This is a genomic window from Pseudoalteromonas apostichopi, assembly GCF_030297135.1.
In the GTDB taxonomy this organism is placed as follows: Bacteria; Pseudomonadota; Gammaproteobacteria; order Enterobacterales; family Alteromonadaceae; genus Pseudoalteromonas; species Pseudoalteromonas apostichopi.
The window spans coordinates 2,354,384-2,376,508 of sequence record NZ_AP028065.1; the positions used below are offsets into that span (position 1 = coordinate 2,354,384).

The following is a 22,125-nucleotide window of genomic DNA, read 5'->3' on the forward strand; positions in this document are numbered from 1 at the left end:
TTAACAAACGCCTTCTTTGATACATGTCCCTGTTTGGGCCCAAGTTAATGTTCCGCTAACTTCCTTAGGGGTAAGAATGTAAGTCGCACTGTCAACTGTTGCTTTACCTTTTGCAGTTATAGCTGCTGTAGTTGGTGCTATAGTAACAGTATCAACATGTTCACCTGCTGCTGCACCAGTCGCATCTAATCCTATTTCTTCAGCTGTGTCACACTTGGTTAAATCACCAGCACCACGTGTCTGGTAGCATACATCCACAAGACCTTTAGCTGAAGATGCAGCTAAAACTACTTCAGAGAAGCGTGCTTTTTTAGTGTAAGTTTGGTATTGCGGTAGTGCGATAGCTGCAAGGATACCGATGATTGCAATTACAATCATTAATTCAATTAGGGTGAAACCCTGTTGCTTTTGTTGTGTCATTTTCTTCCTCTCCTAAAGGATATGTTTTTTGTAAGTTTAGCTGTAACTTCAGCATTGTAAAACCAAGGCTCAATTTACAGGATAAATCTTACAGTTTTACTTAAAATAAATTTGAGTAAAGCTTGATTATTAAAAAAGTTTTTCATGAACGTCCTATGTTCAGAGTTCATAAAATTACTTTAGCATTATTAAGCTTTTTTGGAAGCCATTTTCCTGTTCAATAAGCAGTTTTTCAGAACTTTCCTACCTTTGTTTGATGTAAAATAAGCTTAGATCTAGTTCTTTGTACTATTTATAAACACCGCATCTCTTTAGGAACTTATTGAATTGATTGCAATCTTGTGTAGGTTCAGGACATGGGTATACAAAATAATTAAAAACGCTGAATGAATGTTGGTTTTTTGTTACTAGCTCAGGCTTTTTACGTATTTAATGCTTTTTTTAATTTCTTGTCAATGAATTAGGTAAAGCATTAAATACGTAAAGGAGAGTTTTAGCCGTTAAATCTCATTGAAAGGTCGATTGATTGTAAGTTTTTTGTAAGTGCACCACTTGAAATAAAGTCTACACCTGCCTGTGAATAGGCTTTTAAGGTTTCAAGTGTCATGTTGCCAGATACCTCAAGCTTTGCGCGCTTATCTGTAAGCACGACTGCTTGTTGAATTTGCTCTACGGTAAAGTTATCAAGCATGATGATATCAGCGCCTGCTGTGATGGCTTGTTCAAGCTCATCAAGTGATTCCACTTCCACTTCAACTGGCTTTGTGGGGTGGTTGATTTTAGCTTGAGCGACGGCTTTATCAATTCCACCACAGGCAGCAATGTGGTTTTCCTTAATTAGGAAGGCATCAAACAAGCCGATGCGATGATTCGCGCCGCCACCACACTTTACAGCATATTTTTGTAGGGCACGTAAGCCTGGAATGGTTTTGCGCGTATCGAGTAGTTGCGTGGTCGTGCCTTCAAGTTCTTTTACATAATGAGCGGTTGTTGTTGCTGTACCACAGAGGGTTTGTACAAAGTTAAGGGCAGTTCGCTCTGCAGTTAAAATAGCCCGAGCTGAGCCAGATGCAGTGAAGAGCGTAGAATTTGCTGTGACTCTGTCGCCGTCATTTACTAGTACCTCAACTTTTACTGAAGGGTCGACTTGGTTAAATACTTCTAAAATAATGTCTTTACCACAAAATACACAGTCTTCACGGGTAATTACCTTGGCATTGGCTAGCTCGTTTTCTGGAATTAGTTGCGCGGTAATATCACCGTCATTTGCGCTTTGGTAATCTAAATCTTCATCAAGGGCAAGTTTTACCAGTTGGCTAATTAAAGTGTGAGGGACTGACATGTCAAAAGCTCATTGTTTATTAATAAATTGGCGAAATTTTACTATGTTTAACTACTTAATAGAAGACAAAGATTGCCCACATTTATGTAACCTTAGCCTCACTTTAAGCGAGTAAATTAAAGCAACTAGACCCTGAGTTTTTAACCCTTTACACTATTTAACTTTATTGTCATCGTTAGTTTTTAATATGCATATAAATGAATTAGGGCAATTAAACAATGTGTTACAAAGGCCTTGTACACATTTTGATGAGCGCCCTGAAAACGAAGTATCATTACTTGTTATTCATAATATCTCATTGCCAGCGGGGCAGTTTGCAACGCCCTATGTTGATGATTTATTTATGGGGGCAATTGATTGTACGGCACATGAAACCTTTGTTGATTTAAAAGGGTTAAGAGTGTCTGCTCATTGCTTTATTCGTCGCACGGGTGAAATTATTCAGTACGTGCCTTTTGAGAAGCGAGCTTGGCATGCGGGTATCTCAATGTTTGAAGGCAGAGAGCAGTGTAATGACTTTAGTGTGGGCATTGAGCTTGAAGGCACAGATACGCAAGCGTATACCCAAGCACAATATAATGCATTACACTTAGTGACTAAGGCGTTAATGGATAAGTATCCTGCAATAAACCGTTCACGCATTGTTGGCCATTGTGATATTGCTCCCGGCAGAAAAACTGATCCGGGTAGTAGTTTTGATTGGCAGTACTATTTTGATTTAGTGTTTTAGTTGAAAGGATATAGGTAAAAGCATGATCTTAATTTCAATAATTATTGCTTTGGTGATTGAGCGTTTAGGAGCTCGAGCTGATTACTGGCAAATCGGTTTTTATGCCAATACCTATTTAAAGCATTCGCAAAAGCAACTGTCAGAAAAGGGGTTGTTTAATTCGCCAATTGGTTTTTTGATATGGTTAATGTTACCTGTACTTGCCGCGGGGTTAGTTTATCAACTCTCTGATTTTATTATCTGGCAGTTGGCTGTGAATGTTGCTGTGCTGCTGGTTTGTTTTGGCTGTGCTAAGCAACGTGCTTTGTATAAGTCTTACTTAAATGCCTTAACACGAAACGATCAAGAAGCGGCTACCTTATATGCATTACAAATGGGCCAAAAGAAAACAGAAGATGAGCCGCTTGGTGAGACCTTTGGCCAAACTTTAGCTTGGTTAAATTTTCGCTTTTATTGTGCCGTTATTTTTTGGTTTGTGGTTTTAGGTGTACCTGGTGCGGTTCTTTATGCGCTGGTTCGTACTTTTGCTGACAAAGTAAGAGATGATCACCATGTTCCCTACGCTAAGCGTTTTAAACTAATCCATAGTTTATTGTTCTGGCTTGACTGGTTACCAGCACGGGTTGCGAGCTTTGGTTATTTAGTGATTGGTAACTTTAATAAAGGTACTAGTTGTTGGCTGAAGTATGTGCTCGACTTTTCAGTGAGTAACCGAAAAGTTGTTACGCAAACCGCTCTTGCCGCTGAGCAAATCGAGCAACAACATTTTGGCTGTACTTATGAAGCCACTTGCATGATGAAGCTTGTAAAAAGAAATGTCTTGTTCTTTTTAGTGATCATTGCAGCGTTAACCCTGTTTGGTGGCTTGGCGTAGGCGCGATTTTATATCGCGTTTTGATTTATAGGTGTGTACGAGTTTTGTCGCGGGGTAAACCCGCTGCTACAAAGCTACTCAATTCAACTAACATCTAAAACCTGACCTCTAACAGCTCAGTTGTCTAATCTGGTCTGACCATTTATTTTTTATTGTTTTTTCCTTTAGAAAAAGCCACTTTAATCCATACTGTTTAATCTTTAGACGAATTGCGTTAGGGTGTAACCGGGCGCTGAGTGTAGTGAAATTGACAGAAATTCGGGTTTTTGATAACGTATGCGATAAATTTGGTATGACCAATTTACCTTTTTGGTCAAAGCACAAGGCTAAGTACCCGATATTTATGGGGTTAGCGCATAATAATGCGGACGTTAATAAATGTCTTTAAAGATTAAAGCAGCAAAGTTATCTGATGTAATTTTACAACAACTTGAGAATATGATTCTTGAGGGGTCGTTAGCGCCAGGCGAAAAGCTGCCTCCTGAACGTGAATTAGCGAAACAATTTGAAGTATCGCGACCATCATTACGAGAGGCAATTCAAAAACTTGAAGCCAAGGGATTAGTAACGCGTCGCCAAGGCGGTGGAACGTTTGTAAAAAATCAGCTTGAAGAGGGGCTCACTGATCCGCTTTTTGATTTGATTAGTAAGCATCCAGAGTCACAATTTGATTTACTAGAATTTCGTCATGCCCTTGAAGGAATTGCTGCATACTATGCGGCTATGCGCGGTACGACAAATGACTTTAAAAAAGTAAAACAAAGCTTTGACAATATTGCGCTCGTTAATGACGACCTTGTGCAAAAAGCAAAAGCAATTAACGCATTTCATTTTAGTGTGGCAGAAGCATCTCATAACGTTGTGTTACTACATTTAGTACGTGGCATGCAGGCATTGCTTGAGCAAAATGTATTACAGAATTTAACTGTACTGTTAAAAAAACCACAGATCAGCCAACAGCTCGCAGAACATAGACGACTGTTGATGGATGCGGTTATTGAAGGAAACCCAGAGCAAGCTCGTCTTGCTAGTAATGCTCACTTAGCCTTTATCGAAGAAGCCTTACTTGAGGCTGGCAAAGAGCATTCGCGGATTGAACGTAGTTTAAGACGCACCAAACAACATTAAGCAAGTGATTAGCTAAGTTTAGTTAACAACTTAATTTTAAGATTTATTAAAATAATTAGTATTTTAAACATAAGGAAACCTCCATATGTCTGAAGTCAATAAAATTGACGTAGACGCGCTAGAAACACAAGAGTGGTTACAAGCCCTTGAGTCTGTTGTGCGTGAAGAAGGTGTTGAACGTGCTCAATTCTTACTAGAGCAAGTGTTAGAGCAAGCCCGTTTAGACGGTGTTGATATGCCTACTGGCACAACCACTAACTACGTTAATACCATTCCGGTAGATCAAGAACCTGCTTACCCAGGTGACGTAAACATTGAACGTCGTATTCGTTCAATTATCCGTTGGAATGCGATCATGATCGTATTACGTGCGTCGAAAAAAGATCTAGACTTAGGCGGCCATATGGCTTCTTACCAGTCTTCAGCTGCATTCTATGAAGTATGTTTTAACCACTTCTTTAAAGCACCAAACGATGTAGATGGCGGTGACTTAGTTTATTACCAAGGCCACATCTCTCCTGGTATTTATGCTCGTGCATTCGTTGAAGGTCGTTTAACAGCTGAGCAGCTTGATAACTTCCGTCAAGAAGTTGATGGTAACGGTCTTCCTTCATACCCACACCCTAAATTAATGCCTGAGTTTTGGCAGTTCCCTACAGTATCGATGGGTCTTGGTCCAATTGCATCAATCTACCAAGCTCGTTTCTTAAAATATTTAGATGGTCGTGGCTTAAAAGATACTAAAAACCAACGTGTATACGCTTTCTTAGGCGATGGTGAGATGGATGAGCCAGAATCACGCGGTGCAATCTCATTCGCAGCTCGTGAGAAATTAGATAATCTATGTTACCTAATCAACTGTAACTTACAGCGTTTAGATGGCCCAGTAATGGGTAACGGTAAGATCATTCAAGAGCTTGAAGGCCTATTCAAAGGTGCTGGCTGGAACGTAATTAAAGTTGTATGGGGTAGCGGTTGGGATATCTTACTAGCTAAAGATACAACAGGTAAATTGCTTCAGTTAATGAACGAAACCATTGACGGTGATTACCAAACATATAAAGCAAAAGATGGTGCGTACGTACGTGAGCACTTCTTTGGTCGTTACCCTGAAACAGCAGCGCTTGTTGCTGATATGACTGATGAAGAGATCTTCGCGCTTAAGCGTGGCGGCCATGAGCCATCAAAACTTTACGCTGCATTCAAAAAAGCGGAAGAAACCAAAGATCGTCCAACAGTAATCCTAGCGAAAACTGTAAAAGGTTACGGCATGGGTGACGCTGCTGAAGGTAAAAACATCGCACACCAAGTTAAGAAAATGGATATGACCCATGTTGAACACTTACGTTCACGTTTAGGTCTACAAGACTTAGTTTCAGACGAAGAAATTAAAGACTTACCATACTTAACTCTTGAAGAAGGCTCTGAAGAGTATAAGTACCTTCATGCACGCCGTGAAGCGCTACAAGGTTACACGCCTAAGCGTATTCCAAAGTTTTCTGAAAGCCTAACATTGCCAGAAGTTGACGCGTTCAAGCCGCTACTTGAAGAGCAAAAACGTGACATCTCTACAACAATGGGCTTTGTACGTGCACTTAACGTGTTACTAAAAGATAAAGGCATTGGTAAAAACATCGTTCCTATTATCGCCGATGAAGCACGTACCTTTGGTATGGAAGGTTTATTCCGTCAAATTGGTATTTATAACCCGCATGGCCAAAACTACACACCTCAAGACCGTGATATCGTTTCTTACTATAAAGAAGCTACATCAGGTCAAGTACTACAAGAAGGTATCAACGAGTTAGGTGCAATGTCATCATGGGTTGCTGCTGCAACATCATACAGCACTAACGATTTACCAATGATCCCATTCTACATCTACTACTCAATGTTTGGTTTCCAACGTGTAGGTGATATGGCGTGGATGGCTGGTGACCAACAAGCTCGTGGTTTCTTACTAGGTGCTACTGCAGGTCGTACAACGCTAAACGGTGAAGGTTTACAGCACGAAGATGGTCACAGCCACATTCTTGCTAACACGGTTCCTAACTGTATTTCTTATGACCCGACATTCGCATACGAAGTAGCGGTAATCATGCAAGACGGTATCCGTCGCATGTACGGTGAAGACCAAGAAAACGTGTTCTATTACCTAACGCTAATGAACGAAAACTACCATCAACCAGCTATGCCTGAAGGCGCTGAAGAAGGTATTCGTAAAGGTATCTACAAACTTGAAACTGTGGCTGGCGAGAAAGCAAAAGTACAGTTACTAGGTTCAGGTACTATCATGATGGAAGTGCGTAAAGCAGCACAAATCCTGAGCGAAGAGTATGGCATTGGTTCTGATGTATTCTCTGTAACTTCATTCAATGAGTTAACACGTGACGGTCAAGATGCTGAGCGTTTCAACATGCTTAACCCTGAAGCAGAACAGAAGACTGCTTACATCACCAACGCATTAACAGATGCCGTGACTGTAGCTGCAACAGACTATATGAAGAACTATGCTGAGCAAGTTCGTTCATTTGTACCAAGCAGCAACTATAAAGTGTTGGGTACTGATGGTTACGGTCGTTCTGATAGCCGTGAAAACTTGCGTCGTCACTTCGAAGTGAATGCTGGTTATGTTGTGGTTGCAACACTATCTGAGCTTGCTAAACGTGGTGAAGTTGAGAAGTCAGTGGTTGTTGAAGCAATCAAGAAATTTGACATCGACACAAACAAAGTTAACCCGCTATACGCATAAGAGGTTCCAATGAGTATTGAAATTAATGTACCAGATATCGGTGGCGATGAAGTTGAAGTAACCGAAATCCTTGTTAGCGTTGGCGATAAGGTTGAGGTTGACCAATCGTTACTAACGGTTGAAGGCGACAAAGCATCAATGGAAGTACCTGCTGCACAAGCAGGTACGGTTAAAGAAATTAAAGTAGCTGAAGGTGATACAGTAACCACAGGTTCACTTATCATGATCTTCGAAGGTGAAGAGCAAGCTTCTGCACCTTCTGAAACAAAAGAAGCTGCTAAAGCAGAACCTGCTCAGCAATCTTCAGGTTCAGCTACACAAGAAGTCACTGTACCAGATATCGGCGATGATGAAGTTGAAGTAACTGAAATCATGGTTGCGGTAGGTGACACGGTTGAAGAAGAGCAATCTTTATTAAGCGTTGAAGGCGATAAAGCGTCAATGGAAGTACCAGCGCCAATCGCAGGGACTGTAAAAGAGATCAAAATCGCGACTGGCGATAAAGTAAAAACGGGCTCTTTAATCTTTGTGTTTGAAACTGCATCAAGTGGCTCAGAAGCACCAGCTGCAGAATCAGCTCCAGCTGAAGCGGCTCCAGCTGAATCAAGCACTAAAGAAGTAAATGTGCCTGATATTGGTGGTGATGAAGTAGAAGTAACCGAAGTGATGGTTGCTGTTGGCGATAAGGTTGAAGAAGATCAATCAATCTTAAACGTTGAAGGCGATAAAGCATCAATGGAAGTACCAGCACCATTTGCCGGTACTGTTAAAGAAATCAAAGTAGCAGCTGGGGATAAAGTATCAACTGGCTCACTTATCTTTGTATTTGAAGTAGCGGGTAGTGCACCAGCTGCAGCGGCATCAGCTCCTGCACCTGCAGCAAAAGCGCCTGCGGCTGAAAAGCCTGCATCAGCACCTGCAAGCAACGAAGGTTTTGCAGATAACAAAGCCTATGCACATGCATCGCCAGTTGTACGTCGTTTAGCGCGTGAGTTTGGTATTAACTTAGCAAACGTAAAAGGCACGGGTCGTAAGAATCGTGTTGTGAAAGAAGACGTACAAAACTACGTGAAAGACCTTGTGAAGAAAGTTGAGTCAGGTCAGCTTTCTGCAGGTAAAGGTAATGCCGGTGGCGGTGAGTTAGGTCTTATTCCTTGGCCGAAAGTAGACTTTGCTAAGTTTGGTGAGATCGAAGAGAAGAAACTTTCTCGTATTCAGAAGCTATCTGGTGCTAACTTACACCGTAACTGGGTACAAATCCCACATGTTACACAGTTTGATGAAGCGGATATCACAAGCCTAGAAGCATTCCGTAAAGAGCAAAATGCCCTTGCAGAGAAGAAAAAGCTAGGTGTTAAAATCACGCCGCTTGTGTTCGTAATGAAAGCTGCTGCGAAAGCACTTGCTGAATTCCCAACGTTTAACTCTTCTCTATCTGAAGACGGCGAAAGCTTAATCTTGAAGAAGTACATCAACATTGGTGTTGCAGTTGATACGCCAAATGGCTTAGTTGTTCCTGTTTTCAAAGATGTTGATAAGAAAGGCATCATTGAGCTTTCTCGCGAATTGATGGATATTTCTAAGAAAGCACGTGAAGGCAAATTAACTTCATCTGATATGCAAGGCGGTTGTTTCACAATCTCAAGCCTCGGTGGTATCGGTGGTACAGCGTTCACACCAATTGTGAATGCGCCAGAAGTTGCTATCTTAGGTGTATCTAAATCAGAAATGAAGCCTAAGTGGAATGGCAAAGAGTTTGAGCCTAAATTAATGGTTCCATTATCAATGTCATACGACCATAGGGTTATTGACGGTGCACTAGCGGCACGCTTTACTGTGACACTAGCAAGCTATATGAGCGATATCCGTCAATTGGTGATGTAATCGTTTCATAATTTATAAGAATCAAATCCCAGCAAGTTGTTTTTTGCTGGGATTTTTACCATTGGCAATGATACAATCTTTGCCATAGAACAATCTTGGTATAGATATCTGCTCTCCCTTTCTGCCTTGCAGAAACATGGCAGTTAAACTTAAGGGCAGTGTCCCGTTCAAACATTTAAGGTAATAGCATGAGCAACGAATTAAAAACTCAAGTTGTTGTACTAGGCGGTGGTCCTGGTGGTTATTCTGCGGCTTTCCGTGCTGCTGACTTGGGCTTAGAAGTTACATTAGTAGAATCTCGCAACACGTTAGGCGGTGTATGTCTAAATGTGGGTTGTATTCCTTCAAAAGCACTTTTACACGTAGCTAAAGTGATTGATGACGCAGCTGAAATGTCATCTCACGGCGTTACTTTTGGTAAGCCTGAAATCGACCTAGACAAAATCCGTGATTGGAAAGAGTCTGTAATCGGCCAATTAACTGGCGGCCTAGACGGCATGGCTAAAATGCGTAAAGTGAAAGTAGTTAGCGGCTACGGTAAATTCACTGGTAGCAACACCCTTGCTGTTGAAGGTGAAGACGGTACAACAACGATCACTTTTGATAATGCTATTATTGCTGCAGGCTCTCAACCTGTTAACTTACCTTTCATCCCTGAAGATGACCGTGTAATTGATTCAACGGGTGCTTTAGAGCTTAAAGACGTTCCTGAGAAACTACTTGTTTTAGGTGGTGGTATCATCGGTCTTGAGATGGGTACTGTATACCGTGCGCTAGGTTCTGAAATCGACGTAGTTGAGTTTGCTGATCAATTAGTACCAGCAGCTGATAAAGACGTTATTAAGATTTACCAAAAATACGTTAAGAACAAGTTCAACGTAATGCTTTCTACTAAAGTTGTTGGCGTTGAAGCGAAAGAAGACGGTCTATACGTTTCATTCGAAGGTAAAAACGCACCGGCTGACGCAGTACGTTACGACAAAGTACTTGTTGCTGTGGGTCGTACACCTAACGGTAAATTACTTGACGCTGACAAAGCGGGCGTTAACGTTGATGAGCGTGGTTTCATCAATGTTGATAAACAGCTTAAAACAAACGTTGATCACATCTTCGCTATCGGTGATATCGTTGGTCAACCAATGCTTGCGCACAAAGCGGTTCACGAAGCTCACGTTGCTGCAGAAGTTATTTCTGGCCAGAAACATTTCTTCGATCCTAAGTGCATTCCTTCAATCGCATACACAGATCCTGAAATTGCATGGGTTGGTGTAACAGAGAAAGAAGCTAAAGAGCAAGGTTTAAGCATCGAAACTGCAGTATTCCCTTGGGCAGCTTCTGGTCGTGCGATTGCTTCTGCACGTACTGAAGGTCAAACTAAGCTAATCTTCGATAAAGACTCAGGTCGTGTTATCGGTGGTGCTATGGTTGGTATCAACGCAGGTGAAATGTTAGGCGAAATCGGCCTAGCAGTTGAAATGGGCGCAGACGGTGAAGACCTAGCGTTAACTATTCACGCTCACCCAACGTTAAACGAATCAATCGGTCTAGCTGCTGAAATCTTCGAAGGTTCAATCACTGACCTTCCAAATAAAAAAGCAGTTAAAAAGAAGTAAGTTCTTTTGACGAATAGCTTAAAAACCCAGCTTCTGCTGGGTTTTTTGTTTTAGTTTAGAGCTAAAACAAACCACTCAGACTAATATCTATTCCCCTTATTTTTAGCTACAATACGCGCCGTTCAATTTTCTGGTAAATACAGTGGCTACTATCTCAAATAACTCCGTGTTAGTACTTCGTGCTTTACAAATGGCTGAGTCTCGTCGTGAATTTAAAGCGCGAGGAGCTAAATTAACGCGTTGTGAGCGCTGTTTATTAGCTGAGCATTATTGTATCTGCGAAGGAGTAGAGCAGGCTGAGTGTGAATCGGCGGTCTGCTTACTTATGTATCACAATGAGAGTTTTAAGCCATCTAATACTGGGCGTTTAATTGCTGAGATCGTTCCAGATAACCACGCTTTTAAATGGGATAGAACGAACCCAGATGATGCTTTGTTAAGCTTGTTAGCAGATCCACAGTATCAGCCTATGGTTATTTTTCCTGCTAGTGATGTTGAAGATGAAACCCGTGTGATCACTGAAGTAGTGCCTGAGGATGGTAAACGTCCATTGTTTATCTTTTTAGACGGTACATGGCGCGAAGCAAAGAAAATGATCCGTAAAAGCCCTTATCTAGATAACTTACCTGTGCTTTCTATTACGCCTGAAAAGCTCTCAGATTATCGATTGCGTGTTGCCCCACATGAGCATCAATTAGGCACCGCTGAGGTTGCTATTATGGTGCTTGAGCTAGCTGGTGAAATGGATGCTACGAAAAAGCTAGAGGAACATTTTTTTAAGTTCAGAGATGCATACTTGCTTGGTAAGAGAAATAAAGGGCGTCCAGAGTAGTTCCCTTTGGATAAAAGAAAAGCGCGAACTATCTCTAGTCGCGCTTGCGGAATCTTCTTAATTTTTTGCATCCTGCAATTGAATCTAATCAACTCCCTAAACTTTGCCACTCCATGCGATTACACTTTACTTATTGGTTCTGTGTAATATAAGGCAATCCCGCCTTGTTTCCTTGTAAGTCCATTACATCCTTGCTGGTAATTACTTTACCCTTCCCTTACGTGTCATCCAGACACTATCCTTTTATTTGCAAATCCGTTGCGATGCCCTAACGGCCTGTCCTTTGTTCCACTTTTTTAACTTCCTGTATAACAACATTCTGCTGTTATTCCATTCCACATCATCCTGATGCTGTCCGTAGGTTGTCACTCCTTTGCGTTACTCTTCCTGAGCCTGTCCTTAATTCCTTATTCTCCAAATGAACCTTATTCCGCGGTTTTATGAGTAATGCTTCCTTATCCATCTACTCATTAAGCTTCTTGCTTAGTTGATGTAAATAATTATAGAGAAATGGTCAAAGCTGAGTAGGTCAAAATCCTACTTAATCTATTGGTTATTTTATTGTCATTTAATATATATTATTAAATTTCAATTGGTTATGTGTTTTTTGGCAGTGTTTTCTGGTGCTTTTTACTCAATTGCTGCCATATAGGTGAGACATCTCTTACATGTAAATTCCTAAATGGCAGCTAGGTTGATTGAAATATGAGTTTAAACGGGTGCACTTTGCGCTAACTCTAGGTAAAATATTTTGATAATTGTTATTATTTAGGTGCTATAAAATGAAGAAAACAGCCTTAGTATTAGTTAGCGCATTATTGAGCGTGCCGGCATTTGCTGCAGACGTAGTAAATATTTACTCGTTTCGCCAGCCATTCTTAATTCAGCCTATTTTGGATGATTTCACTAAGCAAACTGGCATTAAAACTAATGTGGTATTTGCGAAAAAAGGTCTGATTGAGCGTGTAAAGCGTGAAGGCAAGCACAGTAAAGCTGATTTAGTATTAACCTCAAATTTTAGTGCACTTATTCAATTAGAAGATTTAGGTTTAACACAATCAATTAATAGTGATGTGGTAAATGCGAATGTGCCAAGCACCTTTCGCGATGCGGATGGTCAGTGGATAGCGCTTACTAAACGTGTACGTAATGTATACTCTGCAAAAGAGCGTATTGGTGCTCTTTCTGAGTTAACATATGAAGATTTAGCCGATCCAAAGTACAAAGGCAAAATTTGCACGCGCTCAGGCAAACACCCATACAATTTAGGTTTAGTTGCTTCGATGGTTGCTCACCATGGCGAAGTAAAAACTAAGCAATGGCTAGAAGGTGTTAAAGCTAATTTAGCGCGTAAGCCGCAAGGTAATGACAGAGCACAAGTAAAAGCTGTGAAAGAAGGCTTATGTGATCTGGCGTTAGGCAACAGCTACTATTTCGGTAAAATGCTGCAAGATGAGCAGCAAAAGTCTTGGGCAGAAGCTGTTTATATTAACTTCCCTAATCAAACTAACCGTGGTTCTCATATTAACGTATCGGGCGTTGTTATGACCCGTTACGCTAAAAACCCTGAAAATGCCTTGAAACTGATTGAGTATATGACCGACAATAAGGCGCAAAATATGTATGCTTCAGTTAATATGGAATACCCAGTAAAGCAAGGGGTTGCATTATCTGAGATGGTTGCATCATGGGGGGAATTTAAAGAAGACAGTCTTCCTCTTGATGAGATCAGCAAATATCGCCCTGTGGCACTGAAGCTAATTGACGAAGTAAAATTTGATTTATAACGAGAACACACCTCGTTTTATAAAAGCTGTTTTTTAACAGCTTTTATTTTATCTGGTATTAATCCACTTATGCATGTGAAGTTTTCGCTGTCGCGTTGGCAGCTTATAGCCTGGCTTATTGGCCTGTTGCTTGTTACGCCATTAGGCTTTTTGTTATTTGAATCTCTGCAAGGGGATTCAGACGTATTTCAGCACCTATTTGACACGGTGCTTTGGGATTATACCCGTAATACGCTATTACTCATTGTCGGAGTGGGACTATTAAGCTGCGTTATTGCTTTACCGTTAGCTTGGTTAACTGCCTATTGTGATTTTCCGGGACGTAAGCAGTTTGAGTGGGCTTTAATGCTGCCATTAGCAATGCCAACGTACCTCATAGCTTATGTGTATACTGACTTACTTGATTATGCTGGGCCAATTCAAATAGCGCTAAGAGAGTGGTTTGGTTGGCAATCACCAGATGATTATTGGTTTTTTGATATTCGTACGTTAACCGGGGCCATTATTATGATTGCTCTGGTACTCTATCCATACTTATTCCTTATTTTTAAAACAGCGCTTAGAGAGCAGTCTTTTAAATTAGTACAAGCTAGTCAGTTGATGGGGTTATCGCCATTTAAAAGTTTCTTAAGAGTTAGTTTGCCCCTTGGTCGAGGGGCTATTGTGGCAGGAATAACATTAATCAGCATGGAAGCAATGGCTGACTTTGCCACCGTTAATTATTTTGCGGTGAGTACATTAACGACTGCTGTTTACGATACTTGGCTTGGCTATTACTCATTGACGGCTGCAGCGAAAATCTCTGGCATTATGCTACTCATTTTGTTTTTAACCATCATGGTGGAGCGCTTTAGCCGACGTAATCAAGCTGTATATGAACGTCAGTCAAGTATCAACAGCGCAACATTATATCGCTTAAAAGGCTGTGCTGCATGGGCTGCAAGCTTAGCTTGCATGTTAGTTCTGTTACTTGCTTTTATACTGCCTGTTGGGGTGTTAATTAAGTACGCCATTGCGTATTCCGATGAAGCATGGAATGGGGCATTTTTTAATTACGCTTGGCAGAGTTTTAAAGTCGCTGTTGTGGTGAGTATTGCAACCATCCTATTGAGCTTGTTGGTATTGTTTTATCAGCGAATTGCTAAACAAGCTTACTCTTTACTTCCTGGACGTTTAGCAAGTACAGGTTATGCCTTGCCAGGTACAGTGTTGGCCATTGCCGTATTACTCCCATTAACTCAGCTAGATGATGCATTAAATAACTGGCTTGAGCCTTTTGGTTTATCGCCTGGGTTACTTTTGAGTGGCACTTTATTTGCCATGATCTTTGCTTATGTTGTGCGTTTTTATGCGATTGCGCATGGTGCGCTTGAAAGTAGCTTTCTGCGTATTAGTCCATCGCTAGATATGGCTAGTCAATCAATGGGCAAAGGACCCTTACAAACCTTATGGCGGGTACATTTACCGTTGTTAAAACGAGGGATTCTTACTGCTGGTTTGTTAGTATTTATTGAGTGCATGAAAGAGTTGCCAGCTGCTTTATTACTTCGGCCTTTTAATTTTGAAACGCTTGCGACCCATGTTTTTCAGTATGTTAGTGATGAGCAGTTAGAGCTTGCGTCTATTTCAGCTTTGTTTATCGTGTTAGTTGGGTTAATTCCTTTGTATTTCGTTAATCGTTCGATGGAGCAAAATCACTCATGAGTCATTTGATAATTCAAGACCTAGCTTATCAGTACAATGGCACTAAGGTATTGAGTGAACTCAATCTTAATGTTGAGCAAGATGAAATTGTTTGTTTGCTTGGCGCAAGTGGCTGTGGCAAAACCACCACCTTAAAGGCAATCGCGGGGATTTTACAGCCCGAGCAAGGCTATATGAGCATAGATTCAAATGTGGTCAATGATAGCGGACTATTTGTTGCACCTGAAAAGCGTAATATCGGCATGATGTTTCAAGACTATGCGTTATTCCCTCATCTAACGGTTAGTGACAACATTGCGTTTGGCCTCAGTAATATGAGCAAAGCACAAAAGCGTGAGCGCGTGGACGAAATGCTCAGCCTTGTTAAATTAGATGGTTGTGCTGGGCGTTACCCTCATCAACTTTCAGGTGGTCAGCAGCAACGAGTCGCGATTGCTCGTGCTCTTGCTTATAAGCCAAGCTTATTATTACTTGATGAGCCATTTTCGAATATTGATACACAAGTACGATTTGAGCTTATTGCAGATATACGTCGCATTATTAAAGATCAGCAGGTATCTGCGGTATTTGTTACCCACTCGAAGGAAGAAGCTTTCGCCTTTGCTGACACACTTGCGGTTATGCATGGTGGAAAAATCGCCCAACAGGGCTCCGCGGAGCAGTTATTTAGCCAACCTAACTCAAAGGTGGTTGCAGAGTTTCTTGGTACGGGCATATACTTAACGGCGAAAGTATTAACGCCAACTGAATACGAAACGGCGTTTGGTGTGGTTCACTCATTGACGGCGAACAATGTAGATTGTCAGCAAGGTCAAGTGTACATAAGACCGCACTATATTCAGTTGTGTGAAGCTGCTCACAGTGACGCAAACAGTTTAACAATCTTGCAAAGACGCTTTATCGGTACGCGTTATGTGTATCGTATCAATATTGCAGGGCAAGAGTGTGAAGTTGCCGCAGAGCAAGATCGCGTGTTAGCTGTTGAGCAGCCTGTAAAAATAAAAATAATGCCGCACACAGTCAATTTTTTTCATGATTAATCAATCTTGAATCCTTGGCTAGGTGCAAATAACGAGAAGCTAAGGATTCACTATGGCGCAAGCGCAATCTGGGATTTGTGCTGAAGCAAACTTACATGGTTTGCACCTGTTTTTTAATGTTTACGATGGCCATGATGAGTCATTACGTAAAAAACTAAAACGCGTCAGCGTTATTCAAGATGAGTTTGCAGATCAGTTCTCTGAAGCCATGCTGTCGTGCGTGGTTGCCCTTGGTGCTCAGTATTGGCCGCATATCCTGCCCGAATTTATTCCAAGTCAATTACAAAGCTTTCCTAATGTGACTCATAGTGAGCATGTGATCAGTGCACAGCCTTTTGACTTGTTTGTACAAATTCGCTCAGACCGCGAAGATGTAAACCATCTATTTGCTCTGCAAATTCTAAAGTTATTAACACCGGATGTAGAGCTGGTGGAGCAGGTACGTAATTTTCGGTTTTTAGATGGGCGTGATTTTAATGGCTTTATTTATGCTGGTGATACCCCTCATGGTCGTCAAAAGCGTAGCACGGCTCTTATCAACAAACCGGGGCACTTTGAAGACCAAGGCAGCTATATTCATGTGCAGCGTTTTGTGCATGACTTGAGTGTCTGGCAGCATTTGTCGTTGTTCGAGCAAGAACAAATCATGGGGCGTACGCGTCTTGATAATACCTTGATTGTGCCTGCTGTAGAAACTAGTCATGCGGTTCGCAGTGAACTAAAAGATGAGCACGGTCAGCCACTATTACTTAATCAAAGCATGCCATTTGGTGATGTGCATAAACAGGGGATTTTGATGGTTTCGTGTGCGGCGCAAGGGGATGCGTTTGAGCAGGTATTAAAGAGCCGGTTGGGGCAGGGCGATTGCTATGATCATTGGCTCGATTTTACTCAAGCCGATATGGGATCTGCGTTTTTCGCCCCGTCAGTAAACTTTTTAAAGCAGCTTTAAACTGTATCGAATAAAGTGCGCACGCGATCAAGCGTGACATCGATTTCTGAAATCTTCGCAGGGGCGATAAAAATAGTGTCGTCGCCTGCAATAGTGCCTAGTACACCATCCGCCTTACCTAGAGAATCAAGTAATCGAGCAATTAATTGAGCTGCGCCTGGGCTAGTACGAATAATGATCATCATTTCGTTATGCATAATATCGATAACAAGCTGACGCAGCGGGCTTTTCGCTGTTGGTACACCCATTTCAGCCGGTAAACAATAAACCATTTCTTGCTTTGCATTACGGGTACGTACAGCACCGAACTTGCTTAACATGCGAGAGACTTTACTTTGGCTAATATTATCAAAGCCTTGCTCTTTCAATGCTTCGACAATCTCACCTTGTGAGCCGAAGTTTTCTTCTTTTAATAGCGCTTTAAACGCTTTGATTAGTGCTTCTTGTTTGTCTTGTGGTTGCATGTTGCCGTTTCTTTATTCATAAAATGTGGAGTAATTCTACACAACTCTGCATATTTATGCAGTATTAGTTTACAAAGTCGTCCAAAATGCTGTGTCTTTACAGCTAAGTTTACAACTATGGTCGAAATTATACGCGAAATAAGCAGGATAAATTTGTTTTTAGTCGCTAATTTCATTATCTTTAGGGCCACAAATATTTCCTACCTCAAATTACGGAGAATTCCAATGAAAGTTGCTGTTTTAGGCGCAGCTGGCGGTATCGGCCAAGCATTGTCTTTATTATTAAAAACAAGTTTACCTGCAGGTTCTGAATTATCGTTATATGATGTTGCCCCTGTTGTTCCTGGTGTAGCGGTTGATCTTTCTCACATCCCAACAGACGTTAAAGTTGAAGGCTTTGGTGCTGACAACTTAGACGCAGCATTAGCTGGTTGTGATATCGTTCTTATCCCAGCGGGTATGCCACGTAAGCCTGGTATGGACCGTGCGGACCTTTTCAACGTAAACGCAGGTATCATCAAAACATTAGCTGAAGGCATCGTTAAAAACTGTCCTAAAGCGTTAGTAGGTATTATCACTAACCCAGTAAACGGCACTGTGCCAATCGTTGCTGAAGTATTCAAAAAAGCGGGTACTTACGATGCTAACCGTGTATTCGGTATCACAACGCTTGACGTGATCCGTTCAGAAGCTTTTGTAGCTGAACTTAAAGGTTTAAGCGCAACTGACGTTAAAGTTCCAGTTATCGGTGGTCACTCAGGTACTACAATCCTTCCTCTTCTTTCTCAAGTTGAAGGTGTTACTTTCACTGATGAAGAAGTTGCAGCATTAACACCACGTATCCAAAACGCAGGTACTGAAGTTGTTAACGCTAAAGCCGGTGGCGGTTCAGCAACTCTTTCAATGGGTGCAGCAGCAGCGCGCTTCTGTATGTCTTTAGTGAAAGGCCTACAAGGTGAAGAAGTTGTTGATTATGCATACGTTGCAGTTGAAAACGGTGACGCAGCATACTTCGCACACCCAGTACGTCTAGGTAAAAACGGCGTTGAAGAAATCCTTTCTTACGGTGAGTTAAGTGCATTCGAAGAGCAAGCTAAAAACGACATGCTAGCTACACTTAACAAAGACATCCAAGAAGGTGTTGATTTCATCAACGGTTAATTCCGCCAGATGATAGGCGCTTTGCTTATTCGTTAACTTAGTAAAAGCGCTGAAAACAAAAAAGCCTGCAAATGCAGGCTTTTTTAATGGCTCGAATAAATAGAGTTTAATGATCGCGGGCAACGGCGATGCGGGCCAAACTCTCTAATGCTTGTTTGTAAGGTGTGTCTGGTAAGAAAGCAATACAAGCAATCGCTTTGTCAGCTTCTTGTTCTGCTTTTTGCATCGCAAACTCAAGCGCTTTAGTGTCAGCTAGTGCTGCTAGAATGCTCTCTAAGTGATCCATACCATTACCAAGCTCAATAGCTTCTCGTACCAGCTTAACTTGCTCGGGAGTGCCTTTTTGCATTGCGTAGATAAGCGGTAGGGTAGGTTTACCTTCAGCTAAATCATCGCCAATGTTTTTACCAAGTTGCTCGGCATCGGCGTTGTAATCAAGGACATCATCTACTAGTTGGAATGCGGTCCCAAGATGCATTCCGTATAAGTTTAATGCTTCAAGGGTTTGTTCATCTTGCTCAGTAATAATTGCGGCAAGGCCTGTTGCAGCTTCGAACAATTTGGCTGTTTTGCTGTAAATAACCTGCATGTAGCTTTGTTCTGTGGTGTCAGGGTCGTTACAGTTCATTAGCTGTAATACTTCACCTTCAGCGATGACATTCGTTGCATCAGCCAAAATTTGCATAATTGGCATTTTTCCAAGGCCAACCATTAGCTGAAACGAACGTGTATAGATAAAATCACCCACCAATACGCTTGCTGCATTACCGAACTCAGCATTTGCTGTAGGGGTGCCGCGGCGCAAATGTGACTCGTCGACAACGTCGTCATGCAATAAAGTAGCGGTATGAATAAATTCGATGATAGTGGCAAGCGTAATGTGGTCTTTACCCTCATAACCGAGTGCTTTTGCCGCTAAAATGGCCAACATAGGACGAACGCGTTTACCGCCGCTGTTTACTATGTATAAACCGAGTTGGTTAACCAAAGCGACATCTGAACGCATTTGGGCATGTATAAGTTGATTGACGTCATCCATTTCATTTTCGATTAACGTCTGGATAGCTTTTATATCCATTGATCTCCGAGCCAATATTTATGGGTATACGGGGCTGATTGTACAACAAAAAAAGCACTTGCTCGATATTTTGTGATGATTCATTAAAAAAACACTGTAAAGTTTTTTATTTGAGATCAATTTTGCCAAGATAAATTTATAACCTTGATTAATAAGTGATCAGCTTTTTGAATTTTCAAGGTGCGTATTATTAGCGTAATTTAATTGTCATGAGATCGTAAAAACCGCTTGGCATGTGGTGTTTTTAAGATAGAATAGAGAAAAATATTGAATTGCTCTCAATGCAGCTATTTTTTATTCATTTTATCGAAAAAGAGGCTTGCTAGTTTTTGCACATTAGCGTAAACTTCGCGCCCTATTGAAGAATATTTTAGTTGCGTCGATTTGAGGGCGCACAGACGGAGTTAATTATGTACGCGGTTTTCCAAAGTGGTGGTAAACAGCACCGTGTGACTGAAGGTCAAACAATTCGTCTTGAGAAATTAGACGTTGAAACTGGTGCAGCAGTTGAATTTGATTCAGTACTTTTAGTTGCTGATGGTGAGAAAATCGAGATCGGTGTACCGTTCGTAAACGGTGGTAAAGTAACAGCTGAGGTTGTTTCACACGGTCGCGGTGAGAAAGTTAAGATTGTTAAATTTAGACGTCGTAAGCATTCTCGTAAGCAAATGGGCCATCGTCAATGGTTCACTGAAGTTAAAATCACTGGCATTAGCGCTTAATTAGAGGTACTGAGAAATGGCACATAAAAAAGCAGCTGGTAGTACTCGTAACGGTCGCGATTCAGAAAGCAAACGCCTAGGTGTTAAGCGTTTTGGTGGCGAATCAGTTCTAGCGGGTAGCATCATTGTTCGTCAACGTGGTACTCGTTTCCACGCTGGCGCAAACGTAGGTATCGGTAAAGACCACACTATCTTCGCAAAAGCAGATGGTAAAGTTCAATTCGAACAGAAAGGTCCTTTAAACCGTAAATACGTAAATATCGTAGCTGAGTAATCATCTCGATATTTGAAAAACCCCGCCTTTGCGGGGTTTTTTGTTTTAAGGCGCATAATAGTGCGTATAAATATATACCTAAGCACCTTGGCATTGGGTGCTGAATAGGGCACTTAGGTATATAATAGAGTTATTAACAAGCCAATCTTAAAGTGAGTAATCATGAAGTTTGTAGATGAAGTAGAAATTCGTTGTGACGCGGGTGATGGCGGCAGCGGTGTCGTATCTTTCCGACGTGAAAAATATGTACCAGATGGCGGTCCTGATGGCGGCGACGGCGGCGATGGCGGCAGCGTTTATCTACAAGCCGATGAAAACTTAAATACGTTAATTGATTACCAATTTGAGCGTTTTCATAAAGCAGAGCGCGGCACAAATGGTCAAAGCCGTAACATGACTGGTAAAAAAGGCGCTGATTTAACGCTTAAAGTACCTGTGGGTACACGTATCATTGATGTTGATACTGAAGAGTCATTAGGTGATTTGACCAAGCATGGTCAAAAGGTTGTTGTTGCAAAAGGTGGTTTCCATGGCTTGGGGAATGCACGTTTTAAATCAAGTACAAACCGTGCGCCTCGTCAAAAAACACTAGGCACACCTGGTGAAGTTCGCAGCTTACGCCTAGAGCTAATGCTACTTGCGGATGTTGGCTTACTTGGTTTACCAAATGCCGGCAAATCAACGTTTATCCGCAGTGTTTCTGCAGCTAAACCAAAAGTGGCTGATTACCCGTTTACGACGCTTATTCCTAATCTTGGTGTAGTACGCCCAGACGCTAATAAGTCATTTGTAATTGCTGATATCCCTGGTCTAATCGAAGGGGCTTCAGATGGTGCTGGCCTGGGTATTCGCTTCTTAAAGCACTTAGAGCGTTGTCGTGTATTACTGCATATCATTGATGTTATGCCTGTTGATGGCACAAATCCGGTTGATAATGCCTTTGCGATTATTAATGAGCTGCACCAATACAGCCCTAAACTTGCTGAAAAGCCGCGCTGGTTAGTGTTTAACAAAATTGACCTATTACCAGAAGGTGAAGCTGAAGCCCTGTGTAATGAAATTGCCGAAGAGCTAGGTGAAGAGGCTAATGTTTACCGTATCTCTGCTGCGAATAAACAAAATACTCAAGCACTTTGTCATGACATTATGGCGCTACTTGATAGTATGCCGAAAGAGAAATTCGCTGAAGAAGAGAAAGAAGAAGTTGAATTTAAGTGGGATACTTATCATCAGAAAGCGACCTCTCAAGACGATGATGATTGGGATGACGACTGGGATGATGATGACTACGATGTAGAAGTTATCTACCAACGATAAAATTTAAAACTGAAAAGGAGCCATGCGCTCCTTTTTTATTAATAAGAAAAA

The 22,125-nt window shown here is 41.5% G+C and carries 19 protein-coding genes; 15 read left to right on the forward strand and 4 right to left on the reverse strand.

Annotated features, from left to right (window positions below):
• Together QUE86_RS10635 and nadC are read right to left on the reverse strand one after the other, a co-directional pair.
• Complete coding sequence (locus QUE86_RS10635) at positions 1–420, reverse strand: pilin (protein ID WP_286257120.1); 420 nt, start codon at positions 418–420, stop codon at positions 1–3.
• 493 nt (positions 421–913) lie between these two features.
• Positions 914–1,762 (reverse strand): carboxylating nicotinate-nucleotide diphosphorylase, encoded by an 849-nt coding sequence (nadC, locus tag QUE86_RS10640; RefSeq protein WP_286257121.1) that lies wholly within the window; start codon positions 1,760–1,762, stop codon positions 914–916.
• 187 nt (positions 1,763–1,949) lie between these two features.
• Between nadC and ampD the strand changes: the two genes are divergently transcribed.
• The 11 genes from ampD (at position 1,950) to QUE86_RS10695 (ending at position 17,058) form a co-directional block, all read left to right on the forward strand.
• Positions 1,950–2,492 (forward strand): 1,6-anhydro-N-acetylmuramyl-L-alanine amidase AmpD, encoded by a 543-nt coding sequence (gene ampD, locus QUE86_RS10645; RefSeq protein WP_130049700.1) that lies wholly within the window; start codon positions 1,950–1,952, stop codon positions 2,490–2,492.
• 22 nt (positions 2,493–2,514) lie between these two features.
• A complete protein-coding gene (ampE, locus tag QUE86_RS10650; RefSeq protein WP_178926591.1) occupies positions 2,515–3,366 on the forward strand; it encodes a beta-lactamase regulator AmpE in 852 nt (283 codons plus the stop codon).
• Positions 3,367–3,744: 378 nt separating this feature from the next.
• Positions 3,745–4,494, forward strand: coding sequence for a pyruvate dehydrogenase complex transcriptional repressor PdhR (gene pdhR / locus QUE86_RS10655; protein ID WP_130049698.1), 750 nt, complete (start codon positions 3,745–3,747; stop codon positions 4,492–4,494).
• Positions 4,495–4,579: 85 nt separating this feature from the next.
• Positions 4,580–7,246 carry a pyruvate dehydrogenase (acetyl-transferring), homodimeric type gene (aceE, locus tag QUE86_RS10660; RefSeq protein ID WP_239977179.1) on the forward strand — a complete coding sequence of 889 codons (2,667 nt, stop codon included), beginning with the start codon at positions 4,580–4,582 and terminating at the stop codon, positions 7,244–7,246.
• 9 nt (positions 7,247–7,255) lie between these two features.
• Positions 7,256–9,130 (forward strand): pyruvate dehydrogenase complex dihydrolipoyllysine-residue acetyltransferase, encoded by a 1,875-nt coding sequence (gene aceF, locus QUE86_RS10665; protein ID WP_286257125.1) that lies wholly within the window; start codon positions 7,256–7,258, stop codon positions 9,128–9,130.
• Positions 9,131–9,318: 188 nt separating this feature from the next.
• Positions 9,319–10,743 (forward strand): dihydrolipoyl dehydrogenase, encoded by a 1,425-nt coding sequence (gene lpdA / locus QUE86_RS10670; protein WP_054562783.1) that lies wholly within the window; start codon positions 9,319–9,321, stop codon positions 10,741–10,743.
• Positions 10,744–10,933: 190 nt separating this feature from the next.
• Positions 10,934–11,575, forward strand: a complete 642-nt coding sequence (locus tag QUE86_RS10675; protein WP_130052202.1) for a tRNA-uridine aminocarboxypropyltransferase — start codon at positions 10,934–10,936, stop codon at positions 11,573–11,575.
• 782 nt (positions 11,576–12,357) lie between these two features.
• A complete protein-coding gene (locus tag QUE86_RS10680) occupies positions 12,358–13,362 on the forward strand; it encodes a Fe(3+) ABC transporter substrate-binding protein (protein ID WP_130049695.1) in 1,005 nt (334 codons plus the stop codon).
• A gap of 69 nt (positions 13,363–13,431) precedes the next feature.
• Positions 13,432–15,066, forward strand: coding sequence for an ABC transporter permease (locus QUE86_RS10685; RefSeq protein WP_239977181.1), 1,635 nt, complete (start codon positions 13,432–13,434; stop codon positions 15,064–15,066).
• Positions 15,063–16,106 carry an ABC transporter ATP-binding protein gene (locus QUE86_RS10690; protein WP_130049693.1) on the forward strand — a complete coding sequence of 348 codons (1,044 nt, stop codon included), beginning with the start codon at positions 15,063–15,065 and terminating at the stop codon, positions 16,104–16,106. The genes QUE86_RS10685 and QUE86_RS10690 overlap by 4 nt, the downstream gene beginning before the upstream one ends.
• Before the next feature lie 52 nt (positions 16,107–16,158).
• Entirely contained in the window at positions 16,159–17,058 is a 900-nt protein-coding gene (locus QUE86_RS10695) for a Dyp-type peroxidase (RefSeq protein WP_130049692.1), read from the forward strand.
• Here QUE86_RS10695 and argR read toward each other — a convergent pair.
• Positions 17,055–17,522: a transcriptional regulator ArgR gene (argR, locus tag QUE86_RS10700; protein ID WP_054551012.1), complete on the reverse strand. Its 468-nt coding sequence runs from the start codon at positions 17,520–17,522 to the stop codon at positions 17,055–17,057. The genes QUE86_RS10695 and argR overlap by 4 nt on opposite strands.
• Before the next feature lie 225 nt (positions 17,523–17,747).
• Here argR and mdh point away from each other — a divergent pair, with 225 nt between their 5' ends.
• Positions 17,748–18,683, forward strand: coding sequence for a malate dehydrogenase (mdh, locus tag QUE86_RS10705; RefSeq protein WP_248529290.1), 936 nt, complete (start codon positions 17,748–17,750; stop codon positions 18,681–18,683).
• 106 nt (positions 18,684–18,789) lie between these two features.
• Here mdh and ispB read toward each other — a convergent pair whose 3' ends face one another.
• Positions 18,790–19,761, reverse strand: coding sequence for an octaprenyl diphosphate synthase (ispB, locus tag QUE86_RS10710; protein WP_054562777.1), 972 nt, complete (start codon positions 19,759–19,761; stop codon positions 18,790–18,792).
• A gap of 410 nt (positions 19,762–20,171) precedes the next feature.
• Between ispB and rplU the strand changes: the two genes are divergently transcribed.
• The 3 genes from rplU (at position 20,172) to cgtA (ending at position 22,074) form a co-directional block, all read left to right on the forward strand.
• Positions 20,172–20,483: a 50S ribosomal protein L21 gene (gene rplU / locus QUE86_RS10715; protein WP_036965957.1), complete on the forward strand. Its 312-nt coding sequence runs from the start codon at positions 20,172–20,174 to the stop codon at positions 20,481–20,483.
• A 16-nt stretch (positions 20,484–20,499) separates the two neighbouring features.
• Positions 20,500–20,757: a 50S ribosomal protein L27 gene (rpmA, locus tag QUE86_RS10720; RefSeq protein ID WP_054551015.1), complete on the forward strand. Its 258-nt coding sequence runs from the start codon at positions 20,500–20,502 to the stop codon at positions 20,755–20,757.
• Between the two features lie 162 nt (positions 20,758–20,919).
• Complete coding sequence (cgtA, locus tag QUE86_RS10725) at positions 20,920–22,074, forward strand: Obg family GTPase CgtA (protein WP_130049689.1); 1,155 nt, start codon at positions 20,920–20,922, stop codon at positions 22,072–22,074.
• Positions 22,075–22,125 lie beyond the last annotated feature (51 nt).

Excerpts from the sequence above, each read along its gene's own strand:
- rpmA (WP_054551015.1), top strand. The coding sequence starts at position 20,500 with ATGGCACATAAAAAAGCAGCTGGTAGTACTCGTAACGGTCGCGATTCA.
- ampD (WP_130049700.1), top strand. The coding sequence starts at position 1,950 with ATGCATATAAATGAATTAGGGCAATTAAACAATGTGTTACAAAGGCCT.
- pdhR (WP_130049698.1), top strand. The coding sequence starts at position 3,745 with ATGTCTTTAAAGATTAAAGCAGCAAAGTTATCTGATGTAATTTTACAA.
- QUE86_RS10685 (WP_239977181.1), top strand. The coding sequence starts at position 13,432 with ATGCATGTGAAGTTTTCGCTGTCGCGTTGGCAGCTTATAGCCTGGCTT.
- QUE86_RS10680 (WP_130049695.1), top strand. The coding sequence starts at position 12,358 with ATGAAGAAAACAGCCTTAGTATTAGTTAGCGCATTATTGAGCGTGCCG.
- mdh (WP_248529290.1), top strand. The coding sequence starts at position 17,748 with ATGAAAGTTGCTGTTTTAGGCGCAGCTGGCGGTATCGGCCAAGCATTG.
- lpdA (WP_054562783.1), top strand. The coding sequence starts at position 9,319 with ATGAGCAACGAATTAAAAACTCAAGTTGTTGTACTAGGCGGTGGTCCT.
- nadC (WP_286257121.1), bottom strand. The coding sequence starts at position 1,762 with ATGTCAGTCCCTCACACTTTAATTAGCCAACTGGTAAAACTTGCCCTT.
- aceE (WP_239977179.1), top strand. The coding sequence starts at position 4,580 with ATGTCTGAAGTCAATAAAATTGACGTAGACGCGCTAGAAACACAAGAG.
- ispB (WP_054562777.1), bottom strand. The coding sequence starts at position 19,761 with ATGGATATAAAAGCTATCCAGACGTTAATCGAAAATGAAATGGATGAC.
- rplU (WP_036965957.1), top strand. The coding sequence starts at position 20,172 with ATGTACGCGGTTTTCCAAAGTGGTGGTAAACAGCACCGTGTGACTGAA.
- cgtA (WP_130049689.1), top strand. The coding sequence starts at position 20,920 with ATGAAGTTTGTAGATGAAGTAGAAATTCGTTGTGACGCGGGTGATGGC.
- argR (WP_054551012.1), bottom strand. The coding sequence starts at position 17,522 with ATGCAACCACAAGACAAACAAGAAGCACTAATCAAAGCGTTTAAAGCG.
- ampE (WP_178926591.1), top strand. The coding sequence starts at position 2,515 with ATGATCTTAATTTCAATAATTATTGCTTTGGTGATTGAGCGTTTAGGA.
- QUE86_RS10695 (WP_130049692.1), top strand. The coding sequence starts at position 16,159 with ATGGCGCAAGCGCAATCTGGGATTTGTGCTGAAGCAAACTTACATGGT.
- QUE86_RS10635 (WP_286257120.1), bottom strand. The coding sequence starts at position 420 with ATGACACAACAAAAGCAACAGGGTTTCACCCTAATTGAATTAATGATT.
- aceF (WP_286257125.1), top strand. The coding sequence starts at position 7,256 with ATGAGTATTGAAATTAATGTACCAGATATCGGTGGCGATGAAGTTGAA.
- QUE86_RS10675 (WP_130052202.1), top strand. The coding sequence starts at position 10,934 with ATGGCTGAGTCTCGTCGTGAATTTAAAGCGCGAGGAGCTAAATTAACG.
- QUE86_RS10690 (WP_130049693.1), top strand. The coding sequence starts at position 15,063 with ATGAGTCATTTGATAATTCAAGACCTAGCTTATCAGTACAATGGCACT.